The organism is Aurantimonas marina (assembly GCF_017183135.1).
Lineage (GTDB): Bacteria > Pseudomonadota > Alphaproteobacteria > Rhizobiales > Rhizobiaceae > Aurantimonas > Aurantimonas marina.
In genome coordinates this window covers 40731-56891 of the sequence record NZ_JADDXW010000002.1, presented here as the reverse complement: position 1 = coordinate 56891, position 16161 = coordinate 40731, and the positions used below count along the sequence as shown (strand labels likewise).

The 16161-nt window shown below is 65.5% G+C and carries 17 protein-coding genes; 15 read left to right on the top strand and 2 right to left on the bottom strand.

All coding sequences use genetic code 11. The features are described from left to right. The first annotated feature begins 112 nt into the window (after nt 1–112). From ING15_RS19915 to ING15_RS02955, 7 genes are all read left to right on the top strand, one after another. Entirely contained in the window at nt 113–772 is a 660-nt protein-coding gene (locus ING15_RS19915) for a cell wall hydrolase (protein ID WP_408628668.1), read from the top strand. Nucleotides 773–931: 159 nt separating this feature from the next. After that, nucleotides 932–2749, top strand: a complete 1818-nt coding sequence (locus ING15_RS02980; RefSeq protein WP_206453298.1) for an IlvD/Edd family dehydratase — start codon at nt 932–934, stop codon at nt 2747–2749. A gap of 38 nt (nt 2750–2787) precedes the next feature. Next, nucleotides 2788–3540 carry an SDR family oxidoreductase gene (locus tag ING15_RS02975; RefSeq protein WP_206453297.1) on the top strand — a complete coding sequence of 251 codons (753 nt, stop codon included), beginning with the start codon at nt 2788–2790 and terminating at the stop codon, nt 3538–3540. 23 nt (nt 3541–3563) lie between these two features. Then, nucleotides 3564–4550, top strand: coding sequence for a D-erythronate dehydrogenase (gene denD / locus ING15_RS02970; protein WP_206453296.1), 987 nt, complete (start codon nt 3564–3566; stop codon nt 4548–4550). Nucleotides 4551–4578: 28 nt separating this feature from the next. Continuing rightward, nucleotides 4579–5484: an NAD(P)-dependent oxidoreductase gene (locus ING15_RS02965; RefSeq protein ID WP_206453295.1), complete on the top strand. Its 906-nt coding sequence runs from the start codon at nt 4579–4581 to the stop codon at nt 5482–5484. Nucleotides 5485–5635: 151 nt separating this feature from the next. Beyond that, nucleotides 5636–6310, top strand: a complete 675-nt coding sequence (locus ING15_RS02960) for a GntR family transcriptional regulator (protein ID WP_206453294.1) — start codon at nt 5636–5638, stop codon at nt 6308–6310. Nucleotides 6311–6384: 74 nt separating this feature from the next. Then, nucleotides 6385–7308 carry an NAD(P)-dependent oxidoreductase gene (locus ING15_RS02955; protein WP_206453293.1) on the top strand — a complete coding sequence of 308 codons (924 nt, stop codon included), beginning with the start codon at nt 6385–6387 and terminating at the stop codon, nt 7306–7308. A 39-nt stretch (nt 7309–7347) separates the two neighbouring features. On the opposite strand, the gene galE is transcribed toward ING15_RS02955, so the two are convergent. Next, a complete protein-coding gene (gene galE / locus ING15_RS02950; RefSeq protein WP_206453292.1) occupies nt 7348–8337 on the bottom strand; it encodes a UDP-glucose 4-epimerase GalE in 990 nt (329 codons plus the stop codon). A gap of 304 nt (nt 8338–8641) precedes the next feature. Between galE and ING15_RS02945 the strand changes: the two genes are divergently transcribed. From ING15_RS02945 to ING15_RS02910, 8 genes are all read left to right on the top strand, one after another. Further along, nucleotides 8642–9331: a 50S ribosomal protein L21 gene (locus ING15_RS02945; protein ID WP_206453291.1), complete on the top strand. Its 690-nt coding sequence runs from the start codon at nt 8642–8644 to the stop codon at nt 9329–9331. A gap of 61 nt (nt 9332–9392) precedes the next feature. Continuing rightward, a complete protein-coding gene (gene rpmA, locus ING15_RS02940; RefSeq protein ID WP_206453290.1) occupies nt 9393–9662 on the top strand; it encodes a 50S ribosomal protein L27 in 270 nt (89 codons plus the stop codon). Nucleotides 9663–9793: 131 nt separating this feature from the next. Further along, the gene (locus tag ING15_RS02935) at nt 9794–10372 is read left to right on the top strand and encodes a GNAT family N-acetyltransferase (RefSeq protein WP_232845534.1); all 579 of its coding nucleotides are present in this window, start codon (nt 9794–9796) and stop codon (nt 10370–10372) included. Beyond that, complete coding sequence (locus ING15_RS02930) at nt 10369–10953, top strand: DUF3833 family protein (RefSeq protein ID WP_206453289.1); 585 nt, start codon at nt 10369–10371, stop codon at nt 10951–10953. The genes ING15_RS02935 and ING15_RS02930 overlap by 4 nt, the downstream gene beginning before the upstream one ends. A 95-nt stretch (nt 10954–11048) precedes the next feature. Then, nucleotides 11049–12104: a GTPase ObgE gene (gene obgE, locus ING15_RS02925; protein ID WP_206453288.1), complete on the top strand. Its 1056-nt coding sequence runs from the start codon at nt 11049–11051 to the stop codon at nt 12102–12104. After that, complete coding sequence (gene proB, locus ING15_RS02920) at nt 12101–13255, top strand: glutamate 5-kinase (protein WP_206453287.1); 1155 nt, start codon at nt 12101–12103, stop codon at nt 13253–13255. The genes obgE and proB overlap by 4 nt, the downstream gene beginning before the upstream one ends. Nucleotides 13256–13281: 26 nt before the next feature. Further along, nucleotides 13282–14568 carry a glutamate-5-semialdehyde dehydrogenase gene (locus ING15_RS02915; RefSeq protein ID WP_206453286.1) on the top strand — a complete coding sequence of 429 codons (1287 nt, stop codon included), beginning with the start codon at nt 13282–13284 and terminating at the stop codon, nt 14566–14568. A gap of 11 nt (nt 14569–14579) precedes the next feature. Beyond that, nucleotides 14580–15215 carry a nicotinate-nucleotide adenylyltransferase gene (locus ING15_RS02910; RefSeq protein ID WP_232845533.1) on the top strand — a complete coding sequence of 212 codons (636 nt, stop codon included), beginning with the start codon at nt 14580–14582 and terminating at the stop codon, nt 15213–15215. A 71-nt stretch (nt 15216–15286) separates the two neighbouring features. Here the strand turns inward: ING15_RS02910 and ING15_RS02905 are convergent, their stop codons facing one another. Beyond that, the gene (locus tag ING15_RS02905) at nt 15287–16015 is read right to left on the bottom strand and encodes a FadR/GntR family transcriptional regulator (RefSeq protein WP_206453553.1); all 729 of its coding nucleotides are present in this window, start codon (nt 16013–16015) and stop codon (nt 15287–15289) included. Between the last annotated feature and the right edge of the window lie 146 nt (nt 16016–16161).

Sequence of the window (16161 nt, the reverse complement as noted above, 5' to 3'; positions counted from 1 at the left end):
GTGTTCGATCTTTTCGGCGCTCGCCGAGCGGGAGCGCACCACCCGTTAAGGCTTATTCCGCAGGCTCAGCCGATGCGAACGTGCCCGACGTTCCGACGCCAGAGACCCCGCGATGACTTTGACGACATCAACGATTCTTCGCCGCAACGCCTTGCTGCTGTCCATACTCGCTCTGTTCGGAGCCTGCGCCAGCGGCCCGCGCCTGCGCCCGATGACCGCCCATGAATGCATGACGCGGGTGATGTATTTCGAATCCAACCGTTCGAGCCCGGACGGCATGCTGGCGGTCGGCACCGTGGTGATGAACCGCCTCCAGAGCGGCCTTTATCCAAAGTCCGTCTGCGGCGTTGTTGGCCAGAAGAACCAGTTCGCGCCCGGCGTCCTTTCGAAGCCGATGCACAAGGGGCGCGATCTCGCCGCGAAAATGGCCACGCGGGTTCTCAGGGGCGAGCGGCATCCCGGCGTCAGCAAGGCGATGTTCTTCCATACCGCCGGCATGACCTTCCCTTACACCAACATGCACTACCTGGTCGAAGCGGGCGGCAACGTGTTCTACGAAAAGCGCAAAAATGCCCGCCGGATCGGCGATCCGCCGTTCCGCAATCCGTCATCGCGGACGGCGCAGACCAAACCGCATTTGATCCGCATCGCGGAGGAGCCGCGCTTTGCCAAGCCTGTGTCGGTATCACATCGGACCGCCGCGCCGGCCACCCATGGCGGGGCTCTCGCGCAGATGACCGTGGCTGATCTCATCGCCGCAAACGGTAACTGACCCGAACACCGGATTTCCCCCTTTCCCGTTCTCATCGCTCTCGCCTCTCACTGGAAGGCGGGATAAGAGTTTGAATGCCGAGCGGACTAATGTATACGTTATGCGGCGTGTCGTTGCGAAGGTGCAACGGCGGCGCATAGGGATGCATCCGGAGACTCGATGACAAACGACCTCAAGGCCGGCCAGCTACGCTCCCGCGCGTGGTTCGACAATCCGTCCAATCCGGACATGACGGCGCTCTATCTAGAACGCTACCTCAATTTCGGTCTCAGCCAGGAAGAGCTGCAGTCAGGCAAGCCGATCATCGGCATCGCCCAGACCGGCTCGGACCTCAGTCCCTGCAACCGGCATCATCTCGAACTCGCCAAGCGGGTGCGCGAGGGCATCCGGGAGGCGGGCGGCATCGCCATCGAGTTTCCGGTCCATCCGATTCAGGAAACCGGCAAGCGGCCCACCGCCGCGCTCGACCGCAATCTTGCCTATCTCGGGCTGGTCGAAGTGCTCTATGGCTACCCGCTCGACGGGGTGGTGCTGACCATCGGCTGCGACAAGACCACGCCCGCCTGCCTTATGGCGGCGGCGACCGTGAACCTCCCGGCGATCGCGTTGTCGGTCGGCCCGATGCTCAATGGCTGGTTCCGTGGCGAGCGCACCGGCTCCGGCACGATCGTTTGGAAAGCGCGGGAGATGATGGCGGCCGGCGAGATCGACTATGCCGGCTTCGTCAAGCTGGTCGCCTCGTCGGCGCCCTCCACCGGCTATTGCAACACGATGGGCACCGCGACGACGATGAATTCGCTCGCCGAGGCGCTCGGCATGCAATTGCCGGGCTCGGCGGCCATTCCCGCGCCCTATCGCGACCGGCAGGAGATTTCGTATCTCACAGGCAAGCGTATCGTCGAGATGGTGCATGAGGATCTCAAACCCACCGACATCATGACGCGCGACGCCTTCATCAATGCCATCCGTGTCAACTCGGCCATCGGCGGCTCGACCAATGCGCCGATCCATTTAAACGGTCTTGCGCGGCATCTTGGTGTCGATCTGTCGATCGACGATTGGCAGACCTACGGCGAGGAAATCCCGCTGCTGGTCAACCTGCAGCCGGCGGGCGAATATCTCGGCGAGGACTATTACCATGCCGGCGGCGTGCCAGCGGTGGTCAACCAGCTGATGAACCAGGGCCTGATCGCCGAGGACGCAATGACGGTGAATGGCCGGACGATCGGCGACAATTGCCGCGGCGCCGTCATCGAGGACGAGAACGTCATCCGGCCCATCGAGCGGCCGCTGCTGCCGCATGCCGGCTTCCGGGTGTTGAAGGGCAATCTGTTCGATTCGGCGATCATGAAGCTGTCGGTGATTTCGCCGGAGTTCCGCGACCGCTATCTGTCGAATCCGGACGATCCGATGGCTTTCGAGGGCAGGGCGGTGGTCTTCGACGGACCCGAGGATTACCACGCGCGGATCGACGATCCGGCGCTCGGCATCGACGAACACTGCATCCTGTTTATGCGCGGCGCCGGTCCGATCGGCTATCCGGGCGGCGCGGAAGTCGTAAACATGCGGGCGCCAGACTATCTGCTGAAGCGCGGCATCCACTCGCTGCCATGCGTCGGCGACGGGCGCCAGTCGGGCACCTCCGGCAGCCCCTCGATCCTCAACGCCTCGCCAGAGGCCGCAGCTGGCGGCGGACTGGCGGTGCTGGTTACCGGCGACCGCGTGCGGATCGATATGGGGCAGGGCAGCGCGAACATCCTCATTGCCGACCACGAGCTCCAGGCGCGTTTCGCGGCCCTTGCCGAAGCCGGCGGCTACGCCTATCCGGCGCATCAGACGCCCTGGCAGGAAATCCAGCGCGGCATGATCTCGCAGCTGGAGACCGGCATGGTGCTCGAGCCGGCCGTCTCCTATCGGCGACTGGCGCAGGGTGGGGTGGACGGCACCGGCGCCCGTGTGCCACGCGACAATCATTGAACAACCGTCCGACGGCGGACAGGGAGCAGGGAGTGAGCATGACGAAGCGTCTCGACGGCAAGGTGGCCGTCTGTACGGCGGCCGGGCAGGGGATCGGCCGCAAGGTCGCCGAAGCGTTTCTCGAGGCCGGCGCCAAGGTTTATGCGTCCGACCGCGACGCGGCGAAGCTGGACGGGCTGAAGGCCTTCGGTATCGTGGACACCGCCGGGCTGGACGTCACCGATTCCGCTGCTGTCGCGGCCTATCTGAAGCGGATCGACACGCCGGATATCCTGTTCAACTGCGCCGGTTTCGTCCACCACGGCACGGTGCTCGACTGCGACGAGGATGCCTGGGACTTTTCCTTCGACCTCAACGTCAAGGCGATGCATCGCACGATCTCAGGCCTGTTGCCGCGCATGGTGGAGGCCGGCGGTGGCTCGATCATCAACATGGCCTCAGCCGCGTCCTCGATCAAAGCTGCGCCGAATCGCTATGTCTACATGGCGACCAAGGCGGCGGTGATCGGCCTCACCCGCTCGGTGGCGATTGATTTCATCAAAAGCGGTATCCGCTGCAACGCGATCTGCCCCGGCACGATCGAATCGCCCTCGTTGGAGGGCCGGATCGAGGAACTCGGCAAGAGCGTCGGCGGCACCGAGAAGGCCAAGACGATGTTCATCGAGCGCCAGCCGATGGGCCGGCTCGGCACCCCCGAGGAGATTGCCCATCTTGCCGTCTATCTCGCCTCGGACGAAAGCCGTTTCACCACCGGCACCACCCAAGTGATCGACGGCGGCTGGTCGCTCTGACCCGTCCGCAGGGAGACTGATTGATGCGAATTCTGATTCTGGGTGCCGGCGGGATGGTCGGCCGGCGGCTCATCGACAAGCTTCTCGCCGACGGCAACCTTGCCGGCCAGCCAATCGAGGCGGTCGACGCCTTCGACGTCGTGGAACCGCGTTTCGACAACGCGTCCGGCACCGTTGCGATCGAATCGAGCGCGGGAGACATCGCCGATGCCGCCACCGTCGCGGCGCTGGTCGCCAGGCGACCGGAGATGATCTTCCATCTGGCGGCGATCGTTTCCGGCGAGGCCGAGGCCGATTTCGAGAAGGGCTATCGGATCAATCTCGACGGGATGTATCATCTTCTGGAGGCAATCCGCGCGCAGGGGGATGCCTATCGTCCCCGCCTCGTCTTCACTTCCTCGATCGCCGTCTTCGGTGCGCCCTTCGAGGATCCGATTTCCGACACCTTCCAGCAGGCGCCGCTGACCAGCTACGGGACCCAGAAAGCGATCTGCGAGTTGCTGCTGGCCGACTACACCCGCAAGGGCTTCGTCGATGGCGTCGGCATCCGCCTGCCGACAATCGTGGTGCGTCCCGGCAAGCCGAACAAGGCGGCATCGGGGTTCTTCTCCGGGATCATCCGCGAACCTCTGGCCGGCCACGAAGCCATCCTTCCGGTCGACGACGAGGTGCGCCACTGGGTCGCGAGCCCGGCGGCGGCGGTCGGCTTCCTACTCCATGCGGCGACGATGGACACCGAAATCCTGGGGCACCGCCGTTCGCTGACGATGCCGGGACTGTCGATCACCATCCGCGAGATGATCGAAGCGTTGCGCGAGGTGGCCGGTGACGAGGTAGCCGGCCGTATCCGCCGCGAGCCGGACGCCACGATCGAGAAGATCGTTTCGGGCTGGCCGCGCGACTTCAAGGCGGATCGGGCCATCGAGGCTGGTTTCGTCGCCGACACCGACTTCGCCGCGATCATTCGCGCCCACATCGCCGACGAGGCTGCCCGCCAGGGCGTCCAGTGACCGTCCTGTACCTGAAGAGGAACACACCATGACAGATCGTCCGCGCATCGGCTTCATCGGGGTCGGCCTGATGGGCCACGGCATGGCCAAGAATATCGTCGAAGGGGGCTACGCCCTGACGGTTCTCGCCCACCGCAATCGCAAGCCGGTCGACGATCTGACGTCGCGGGGAGCCGAGGAGGCCGCGAACGCCGCCGAGATGGCCGAAAAGGCGGAGATCGTCTTCCTGTGCCTGCCGGGCAGTCCGGAGGTCGAGGCGACCGTTGGCGAGATTCTCGACGCCAAGGGCGCCACGACGACGATCATCGACAGCTCCACCAGCAATCCGGTTTCCACGCGCACCCTGGCGGAGCGTTGCCGCGAGGCCGGTGTGACGCTGATCGACGCGCCGCTGTCGCGAACGCCGAAGGAAGCCTGGGAGGGCACGCTCGACACGATGGTGGGCGCCTCGGCCGGGGATTTCGAGCGTGTTCGTCCCATCCTCGACTGTTGGGCCGGCAAGGTCGTGCGCGTCGGCGAGACCGGCGCCGGTCACACGATGAAGCTCCTCAACAACTTCCTGTCGCTCGGCTATGCCTCGCTTTATTCCGAGGCGCTGGCGATCGGCGCGAAGAACGGCATCGACGCCAAGACGTTTCATGGCGTGATCAGCGGCGGTCGGATGGACTGCGGGTTCTACCAGACCTTCATGCAGTATGTCGTCCAACGCGACCGCGATGCCCATAAGTTCACCTTGCGCAATGCCCACAAGGACATGCGCTACGTCGTCTCGATGGCCAATGAAAGCGGCATCGCTTCGCATGTCTCGTCGAGCGTGAAAAATGGCCTGGCGACGGCCGAGGCCATCGGCCGCGGCGACGATTACCTGCCGATGCTATCCGACGTCGTGGCGGAATTGAACGGCATCGGGGCAGGGCGTCGCTCGAAAGAATGAGAAGATCACCGACGCCACAAAGGCGCCAACCCCAAGGGGAAATGAGCTGAGCAAGGCAGACGCCCCGAACGATATCGGCCGCAAACCGGCGGCACCCAGCACTGTGCCGGGCGGCTCGCGGCCACGGCCGACGCTACAGGGCGTCGCCAAGATGCCGGCGCGTGAGCGGGCCTATCACGAACTGAAGTTCCGGATCCTCGAGGGCCGTCTGCCGCCTGGCACGACGCTGTTGGAAACCGAGGTCGCCAATCTTTTGTCGCTCAGCCGCACGCCGATCCGCGAGGCGCTGATCCGGCTCGAGGAGGAGGGCCTTGTCGCGGTGCGGCCGCGCCACGGCATTACCGTGAAGGCCCAATCGCTCGACGATCTCGCCGATATCTACGAGGTTTTTTCCACCCTCGAGGTCAAGGCCGCGCAATTGGCCGCTCGCCGTGGTCTTTCAAAGTCCGAAGCCGATCGGCTGCGCACGCTCATGGGGCAGCTGGAGCGCGCGACACAGCGCGACGACATCGAGCAATGGTCCCGGCTGGACGACATCTTTCATGCCGAGATCGTCTCGTTCTGCGGCAATGCCAGACTGCAGGGGACGCTCCGGCAATATTGGGACCAACAATACCGCGCCCGCATGGCGATCATGCCGCTCCGTCCGCGCCCGACGCAATCGGACGAGGAGCACCAGGCGATCGTCGCGGCAATTTTGAGCGGCAACGAGGCTGAAACCAGGCGCCTGCATCAAGAGCATCGCGATCGCGCCGACCGGCAGGCGCTCGATCTCCTGCGTAGTCAGGCCGGCGGTTTGTCGGCCGGCGAAGCCAAGGGTCTCTAACGGCCATCTCATCCTGTTTGGGCATTGGCCGAAGTGGCCGGCTACCTTCCCCAAGACGTCAAGGAGTCCCTTCCATGAGCCTTAACAATATCACGCTGATCGGCACCGGCATCATGGGAGCGCCGATGGCGCGGAACATCGCCAAGGCCGGCTTCCGCGTGACGGTATGGAATCGGACGCGAGCCAAGGCCGAGGCGCTCGCCGACGTGGCGGCCGTCGCCGCCGATCCGCGAGAGGCCGTGGCCGGGGCCGACGCTGTCATCACCATGGTCGACAATTCGCCGATCGTGACGGAAATCTACTTCGGCGAAAGCGGAGTCGTCGCCGCCGCGCCGGAAAAAGCGCTGTTCATCGACATGTCGTCGATCCAGCCCAGCGTCGCGCGTGACCACGCTGTCGCTATCGAGAAGGCCGGGCGGCGCCATATCGATGCGCCGGTTTCGGGCGGCGAGAAGGGCGCGATCGAGGCGACGCTCGCCATCATGGCCGGCGGCCGGGCGGAGGATTTCGCCGAGGCGGAGCCGGTTTTGAAAGCGATGGGGCGGCCGACCCATGTCGGCGTCCATGGCGCCGGCCAGGTCGCCAAGCTCGCCAACCAGGCCATCGTCGCCGTCACCATCGGCGCCGTCGCCGAGGCGATGCTGCTCGCCCAGGAAGGCGGCTGCGACCCCGCCGCACTGCGCGACGCTCTGATGGGCGGCTTTGCCACCTCACGTATTCTCGACCTTCACGGCGAGCGGATGACCGAGCGCAACTGGGTTCCAGGCGGTCCGCTGGAACTGCAATTGAAGGATCTGGAAAACGCTCTGGAAGTGGCACGGGAGACAGGGCTGACCCTGCCGCTGACCGAAAAGGCGCGCGACGCCTTCCACGCCCTCGCCAAGGAGATGGAGATGGGCCGTCACGACCACGCCGCCTATCTGCGCTGGCTGGAAGCGATCAATCCCGGCAAGCGGCTCGGCGCCGGGCCCGATCGCGATCCGGGCGCCAACGCCTGACATCTGGCGTCCATGACGACGCCACCTCGCCGGTCGCGATCACCGATGATTGCGGCGGGCGAGGGCGCGTTCCCAGTCGAGCGCATGGTGGACGATTTTGCGCAAATCGTCGTATTCGGCGCGCCAGCCGAGCTCCTTTTGCGCGCGAGATGGATCGGCGACGATCGCGGCAGGGTCGCCCGGCCTGCGGCCCTCTATGCGGATATCGAAGTCCTTGCCGACGACGTCCTTGACGGCGTTCAGAACCTCCAGAACCGAATAGCCGCGCCCGTAGCCGCAATTGGCGACCATGCTGCCCCCTCCGCCGCGCAGCCGTTCGAGCGCCAGATAGTGGGCTTTGACGAGGTCGGTGACATGGATGTAGTCGCGCACGCAGGTGCCGTCGGGTGTCGGATAATCGGTGCCGTAGAGTTCGAGGAAGGCGCGTCTGCCGAGAGCGGTTTCGGACGCGACCTTGATCAGATGCGTTGCGCCCCTGGTCGACTCGCCGGTACGTCCCAACGGGTCGGCGCCCGCCACGTTGAAGTAGCGCAGCGCGGTATAGCAAAAATCATGCGCGGCGGCCGTGTCCCGCAGCATTATCTCGGTCATCAGCTTGGATGAGCCATAGGGCGATTCCGGACGCGTGGCGGCGTCTTCCGTGACCGGGATCGTGGCCGGAGAGCCGTAGACCGCCGCGGTCGAGGAAAAGATGAAATGCTTGACGCCGTTGCGGATCGCCGCCGCGATCAGCGCACGCGACCTGACCGTGTTGTTCTCGTAATAGCTTAGCGGATCGGCGACGGATTCCGGCACGATGATCGAGCCGGCGAAATGGATGATGGCATCGATGTCATGCGCCGCGATGGTGCGATCGAGGAGGTCGGCATCGCCGACATCGCCGACCACCAGTGGCGCCTCGGGCGGCACCGCCCAGTCGAAACCGGTCGATAGCCGGTCGAGGACGACGACGGTCTCGCCGCGATCCAGGAGTTCCCAGGCCATGTGACTGCCGATATAGCCGGCGCCGCCGGTGACGAGTATCGCCATGATCGGGTCCTGTTCTCCTGCTGTCTGCGCGGCACGACAGACTGCGACAATGCCGCATGTGCCGAGGTGACGGGGTCATGACCATTGTCGATCCCATATTCGGCGCGTGGAAGGCAAGCAAACGATCGACCTCAAGGCCGTCAAAGTTGACTTGACCTTGAGGACCCGGCCCGCTAGTGACGGGCATCAAATTGGGGCGTGGCTTGACCGCGCCCGTTTGTTTTCGCCCACTTCGCAACCGACTGACAAGAAGATGGCCCGGACCTTTCAGGGTGCGAGAGCCGATCGAACGAACGGAGATAAAATGTTCGCAGTCATCAAGACCGGTGGCAAGCAGTACCGCGTTGTCCCCGAAGACCAGTTCACCATCGAGCGTTTGCCTGGCGAGGCCGGCGATCTCGTGACCTTCAAGGAAGTGCTGATGGTCGGCTCGACCATCGGCGCGCCGTTCGTCGCGGGCGCCTCCGTCACCGCCGAGATCATCGGCCAGACGCGCGGCAAGAAGGTCATCTCCTTCAAGAAGCGCCGCCGGCAGAACTCCAAGCGTTCGCGCGGCCATCGCCAGGATCTGACGCTGATCCGCGTCGCCGAGATCCTGACCGACGGCAAGGCGCCGTCGAAGATGTCGGCCGCCCGGACGAAGCCTGCCAAGGCCGCGAAGCCTGTCGAGGAAAAGGCTAAGCCAGCCAAGGCGACCGAGGAAGCCGCGAAGCCGGTGAAGGTCGCCGAGACGGCGGCGGAGCCGAAGCAGGCAGCCGCATCCCCGTCGGCGACCCTGTTCACCGCGCCGAAGGGCGATGCCGACAAGCTGACCACGATCAAGGGCATCGGTCCGGTCGCCGAGAAGCAGCTCAACGAGCAGGGCATCACCACCTTTGCCCAGATCGCCAAGCTGAGCGACAAGGACGTGGCGCAGATCGACGAGCATATGCCGTTCAGTGCCGCCCAGATCGAAGATTGGCGCGAGCAGGCTAAAGAGCTGGCGAAGAAATAAGACCGGGGCGGATTTTTACCGCGAACCCGATCCGGTAGCCTGACAGGCAAGGAGACAGACGATGGCACATAAGAAAGCAGGCGGCTCTTCGCGCAACGGTCGCGATTCCGAATCCAAGCGCCTCGGCGTGAAGAAGTTCGGCGGCGAAGCCGTGATTCCCGGCAACATTCTCATCCGGCAGCGCGGCACGCGCTGGCATCCGGGCGCGAATGTCGGCATCGGCAAGGATCACACGCTCTTCGCCAAGGCCGAGGGTAACGTCGCGTTCCAGCACAAGGCGAACGGGCGAACCTACGTAGCCGTACTGCCGAAAGCAGAAGCCGCCGAGTGACCGGAGCTTCAGAGCGCCGGCGTTCCAACGACCCGGCCCTCTGATCCCTCCGAGACGCATCGGACCTCAGAGCGACAAAAGGGGAGATGGACCGCCATCTCCCCTTTTCGCGTCTCAGGAAGGACGATGCGATGACCGAGGACAGTCTGGACACGAGTCCCTTCGAAAACGACGAACGTCGGATCAGAACCACCCGGCTGGTGATGCGCAAGGTGATCGCGGCGGATGCTGCCGAAATCGCCCGGCAGGCCGGTGACAAGCAGATCGCGATGATGACTGCGCGGATTCCCCATCCCTATTCGCTCGCCGACGCCAAAGCCTTTATCGCCAAGCCCGGCGACGAGTTCGTCCGCGCCGTAACTCTCGTCTCGAACGGGTGTCTGGTCGGTGTGGCCGGACTGAAGCCCCACCGGGATGGTCGCGCCGTCGAGTTGGGATACTGGTTCGGCGCCGACCATTGGGGCAGGGGCTACGGCACCGAAGCGGCCCAGGCCTTCGTCGATTTCGCCTTCGTCTCGTCGGACATCGAATGCGTCTGGGCGCGGTGCCGGGTGATCAACGCTGCTTCGCGCCGCGTTCTGGAGAAATGCGGATTCCAGATGCGTCGGATGGGCATTTTGGATTCCGTTTGCGCGGGCCGCGTATCGACCGAGGATTATCATCTCGATCGGGGCGCCTGGACCGCTCTGAAGGCGTGGGGCGGCAAATGATCCGCACTCGTAGACGGCGAGGGAAAACGGCGCGGACTATTCTCGTCGTGCCGCTGCTTGGTCTTACCGTCCTCGGCGGCTGCGGCGTGCTTCCCGAACCCGATCCGGACGGCCTGTCGCTGCCGGATTTCTTCGAAGGCAAGTCGGTCTCGAAGGGCACGGTGACCACGGCCCTGGTTTTCACCGAGGCTTTCACGGCCGAATTCGACGGCGAGCAGACGGGCGACCGGTTCCGGCTCGACGAGCGTTTTGCCTTTGCCGATGGCAAGCGCCTGCAGCGCTGGGATCTGGTGCGGATCGGGCCAGGCCTTTACGGCGGAACCGTCACAACGGAGCTGAAGACGGGCAAGCTCGGGCGGCCGATGCCGGTGGTCGGCGTTCAGACGAAGAATGGCGCCGTTCTCGACTATGATGGCTATGCGCCCGGCGGCGGGAGCACGCTTCTGCATTTTCGCCACGAAATGACCGGTCGCGCGGATGGCACGATCGCCAACCACGTCATTGTCTCGAAATTCGGGATTCCGCTTGCTAACTCGAATGTGACCTTCGCCAAGAGCCGGGCTGGCCTCGCGCCATATTGAACCGATGACACGGGGTCGTTCCCATTGAGGGCCCGGACCGCTATGACAGGCTAGCCCGCTTTGCCGCGGCCCAAGAAGACGAAAGAACGCATACCATGAAGTTTCTCGACCAGGCCAAGGTCTATATCCGCTCCGGCGATGGCGGTGCCGGCTCGGTTTCGTTCCGCCGCGAGAAATTCATCGAATTCGGCGGTCCGGACGGCGGCGACGGGGGCAGGGGCGGCGATATCTTCATCGAGGCGGTGGCTGGCCTCAACACCCTGATCGACTATCGCTACCAGCAGCATTTCAAGGCCAAGACCGGCGGGCATGGCATGGGCCGCAACCGCACCGGTGCCAAGAGCCCCGACGTGACGCTGAAGGTGCCGGCCGGAACCCAGGTCTTTGCCGAAGACAACGAGACGCTGCTTTGCGATCTCACCCATGTCGGCGAGCGCCATCGGCTGGCCGCGGGCGGCAATGGCGGTTTCGGCAACGCGCATTTCAAGACCTCGGTGAACCAGGCGCCGCGCCGCGCCAATCCCGGTTTGGAGGGCGAGGAGCTGACGATCTGGCTGCGGCTGAAGCTGATCGCCGACGCCGGTCTGGTCGGGCTTCCCAACGCCGGCAAGTCGACGTTTCTCGCATCCGTCACGCGGGCGCGACCGAAGATCGCCGATTATCCGTTCACGACGCTGCATCCCGGCCTCGGAGTTGCGAAGATCGACGACGCCGAATTCGTCATCGCCGATATTCCCGGCCTGATCGAGGGCGCGCACGAGGGCGTCGGCATCGGCGACCGCTTCCTCGGCCATGTCGAGCGCACCAGCGTCCTGTTGCATCTTGTCTCCGCCAGCGAGGACGATGTCGCCGGCGCCTATCGCACCGTGCGGCGCGAGTTGGAGGCCTATGAGCACGGGCTGGCGGAAAAGCCCGAGATCGTGGCGCTGTCCAAGGTCGACACCCTGACCGACGAGGCGCGGGCGGAAAAGCTCGCCGAACTGGAGGCCGAGGTCGGAAGGCCGCCGCTGGCGCTCTCGGCGGTCAGCCGCGAGGGCATGACCGAGGCGCTGCGCCAGATGAAGAGTCGCATCGCCAGCCTCGCCCCCGCTACCGACGCGGACGAGCCGGATCGTTTCGCCGAGGCCCAGGCCGCCAGGGAGGAGCGATGACGAACCTCCTCGACGGCTACGCCCGCATCGTCGTCAAGATCGGCTCCTCGCTTCTCGTCGACCGTGAGAGCGGACTGAAGCGCACCTGGCTGGAATCGCTCGGCGAGGACGTTGCCCGTCTGAGCGGCGAGGGGCGGCAGATCCTCGTGGTCTCCTCCGGCGCGATCGCGCTCGGCCGCAAGCTCCTCAAGATGCCCGCCGGCCCGCTGCGGCTGGAGGAAAGCCAGGCGGCCGCGGCCGTCGGGCAGATCGCCCTGTCGCGCACCTATTCGGAGATTCTCGGCCGGCACGGCATTGAGACCGGACAGATTCTGCTCACCCTCGGCGACACCGAGGAGCGGCGGCGTTATCTGAACGCCCGCGCGACGATCTCGACCTTGCTGGGCTTCGGCGCGCTGCCGGTCATCAATGAGAACGACACGGTTGCGACGTCCGAAATCCGCTATGGCGACAATGATCGTCTGGCGGCCCGCGTCGCAACGATGATGGGTGCCGATCTGCTTGTTCTTTTGTCCGATGTCGACGGGCTTTACACGGCGCCGCCGGCACTCGATCCGTTGGCGCGGCATATTCCGCTGGTCGAGCGGATTTCGCCGGAGATCGAGGCGATGGCGGGAGCGGCCGGCTCGGAACTGTCGCGCGGCGGCATGAAGACCAAGATCGATGCCGGCAAGATCGCCACCGGTTCGGGCGCGGCGATGATCATCACGGCGGGCGACCGGCTGTTTCCGTTGAGCGCCATCGAGCGCGGCGAACGCGCGACATTGTTCAGAGCCGCCGGCAATCCGGTGACGGCGCGCAAGCGCTGGATCGCCGGACATCTCGGCTCCGCCGGCGGGCTCGTCGTAGACGCGGGCGCGGTCAAGGCGCTGTGCGCCGGCAAGAGCCTTTTGCCAGCCGGAATCGTTTCCGTCGATGGCGAATTCCGGCGCGGCGATACGATCGCCGTGCTGGACATTGCGGGCCGCCAGATCGCACGCGGCCTTGTCGCCTACGATTGTGATGACGCGCGTCGGATTGCCGGATTGCGCTCGGCGGAGGTGGCGACGGTGCTCGGCTATGAGGGGCGCACGGCGATGATCCATCGCGACGATCTGGTGATGGAGGCGGCGGCGGTGAATCCGGCTGACGAATCCCTTCCCATCGCGTGAACAGGACGAAGAGCGAAGAGGTGGACATGCTCGACAGGAGTGCAACGGAGGCGGGCTCGATCGAAGCGTTGATGGCCATGATCGGCCAGCGCGCGCGCCGTGCCGCGCGTAGCCTTGCCACGGCGCCGACGGAAGCAAAGAACGCCGCGCTGGAGGCGATGGCGGATTCGATCCTGCAGTCGCGGGAGACGATCCTGAGCGAAAACCGCGCCGATATCGAGCGGGCGAAGGAAAGCGGCATGGCCGCCTCCTTCATCGACCGGCTGACGCTGGACAAGGCGCGTCTCGGCGCGATCGCCGACGGTATTCGCGCGGTCGCCGCGCTGCCGGACCCCGTCGGTGCGACGACCGCCGCCTGGGAACGGCCCAACGGTCTCCAGATCGAGCGGGTGCGGACGCCGCTTGGCGTCGTCGGCGTCATCTATGAGAGCCGGCCGAACGTCACCGCCGATGCCGGCGCGCTTTGTCTGAAGTCCGGCAATTCGGTGATCCTGCGTGGCGGCTCTGATTCGGCCAGGTCCTCGGCCGCGGTCCGCGCCGCGCTGGCCGCCGGGCTTGCTCGCGCCGGTCTGCCGGAGGACGCGATCCAGATCGTGCCCTCGACCGACCGCGCCGCCGTCGGCGCGATGCTGAAAGGCCTCGACGGTGCCATCGACGTGATCGTGCCGCGCGGCGGCCGCTCGCTCGTCGCCCGCGTCCAGGACGAGGCGCGGGTGCCGGTCTTCGCGCATCTGGAAGGTCTGTGTCACGTCTATGTCGACGGTGCCGCCGACCTCGGCATGGCGATCGATGTCGTCGTCAATTCGAAGATGCGGCGGACAGGCATCTGCGGCGCGGCCGAAACGCTGCTGGTGGACCGGGCGGCGGCGAACACCCATCTCCTGCCGATTCTCGAGGCGCTGCGCACGGCGGGATGCGAAATCCGGGCCACCGACGAGGTGCGCCAGCGCTATCCGACCGCCGAGCCCGCTAGCGAGGAGGATTTCGACACCGAGTATCTCGACGCGATCATTTCGGTCGCCCTGGTCGACGGCGTGGACGGGGCGGTCGCCCATATCGAGCGGCATTCGTCCCACCACACCGAGGCGATCGTGACCGCCGACGCGGCCGTGGCGGCGGCGTTCTTCGCCGGCGTCGATTCGGCGATCCTTCTGCACAACGCCTCGACTCAGTTCGCCGATGGCGGCGAGTTCGGCATGGGCGCGGAAATCGGCATCGCCACCGGCAAGATGCACGCGCGCGGCCCGGTCGGCGTCGAGCAGCTGACGAGCTTCAACTACCGCGTCCGTGGGACCGGCCAGACCCGCCCGTGACGCAGCCCGACATGAGCGCCGGTTGGCCTGATGGCGTCGATCCGGCGGCGCTCGCCATGCCGCACACCGAGCCCGGCATGGTCATCGGGCTGTTCGGCGGTTCGTTCAATCCGCCGCATCAGGGCCATCGCATGGTTGCCGAGATCGCCCGGCGTCGCCTTCGGCTCGACCGCATCTGGTGGATGGTCACGCCCGGAAATCCGCTGAAGGACCACGGCCATTTGCGCCCGCTGAGCGAGAGGTTGGCGGCGGTCGAGGCGCTGGCCGGCGGGCCTCGGATCCATGTCACGGCCTTCGAGGCGGCGCATCGCATCCGCTATACGGCCGACACTCTGGCGCTTCTGCACAGAAAGCGTCCCGGCGTTCACTTCGTCTGGATCATGGGCGCCGACAGCTTTGCTTCCTTCCACCGCTGGCAGGATTGGCGGCGGATCGCCGAGACGTTCCCGATCGCCGTGGTCGACCGGCCGGGATCGACGCTCTCGGTCCTGTCGGCGCCGATGGCGCAGGCCTTCGCCCGCGCACGACTGACGGAGCGGGAGGCAGCGGCGCTGCCGTTCAGAAAGCCGCCGGCCTGGGTGTTCCTGCACGGTCCTCGCTCGCCGGTCTCCTCGACGCTCCTGAGGAATGGCGGCCAGGCAGGGTAGACCGCTGGATGGTGTAAACCAAAAGAGGATTGGTTAGAGCTTCGGTTCCGAGAGTCGATCGCTTCTCACGGTCACTCCGCCGCTGATTGGTGGCGGGCGATCAGGTCTGTCTGGACGTGCTGAAGATGCAGCCGCATGCCGGTGGCAGCGGCCACGAGATTGCGTTCCTCGATCGCATCCACGATCAATTCGTGCTCGGCGAAACTGTGGTGGTCGGCGGGCGGGTGCGGGAGATCGGTCCGCAGGCGACCCCATACCACCGTGCGCCGGACGAGGTTAATCGTGTCGAAAACGGCGAGAAGCAGGGCATTCTTGCCGGCCTCCGCGATCGTGCGGTGCAGCCGGTTGTCCCAGTTTTCGTATTGCCGCCAGGTCTCGGCCCGGCGCGCGCCGGAAACGCAGAGCCGCAGGGCGCGGATGTCGTCGGTGGTGGCGTGCAACGCGGCCTCGCGCGCGAGTTCCGGCTCGATGACCAGGCGCGCCCGCATCACCTCGGCGGGGCTCGTCTGATCGGCGATCATCGCGACGGAGGCCAGTTCGGCGACCGGGCGAGCACCGACGAACGTGCCCTTGCCGACGTGGCGCCAGAGTTCGCCCTGCTCCTCCAGCACGGCCAGCGCCTTGCGGAGGTCTCCGCGCGACACACCGACCAGTTCCGCCAGTTCGCGTTCCGGCGGCAGCCGCGCATTGAGGGCGAACTCCTTCTGCGCGAGGTAGGCGCGTAGCTGCACCAACGCGCTCTGCCCACCGTTGCGATCGGTCGCTGGCGGCGGGAAGACTCCCGGCTCGGACACTATCATTTCGCCCGGTTTGCGAGTTCTGTCAGTTGATTTTGTCTTGATCATTCATGCCTTATGCCTTAACCAATCGTGTATTGGCAAGAGATTGGCCCGTCAGCGGCCGGTGCGGCACTTAGAAGGCAGCAACCGAAACAAGCCAATTGGGA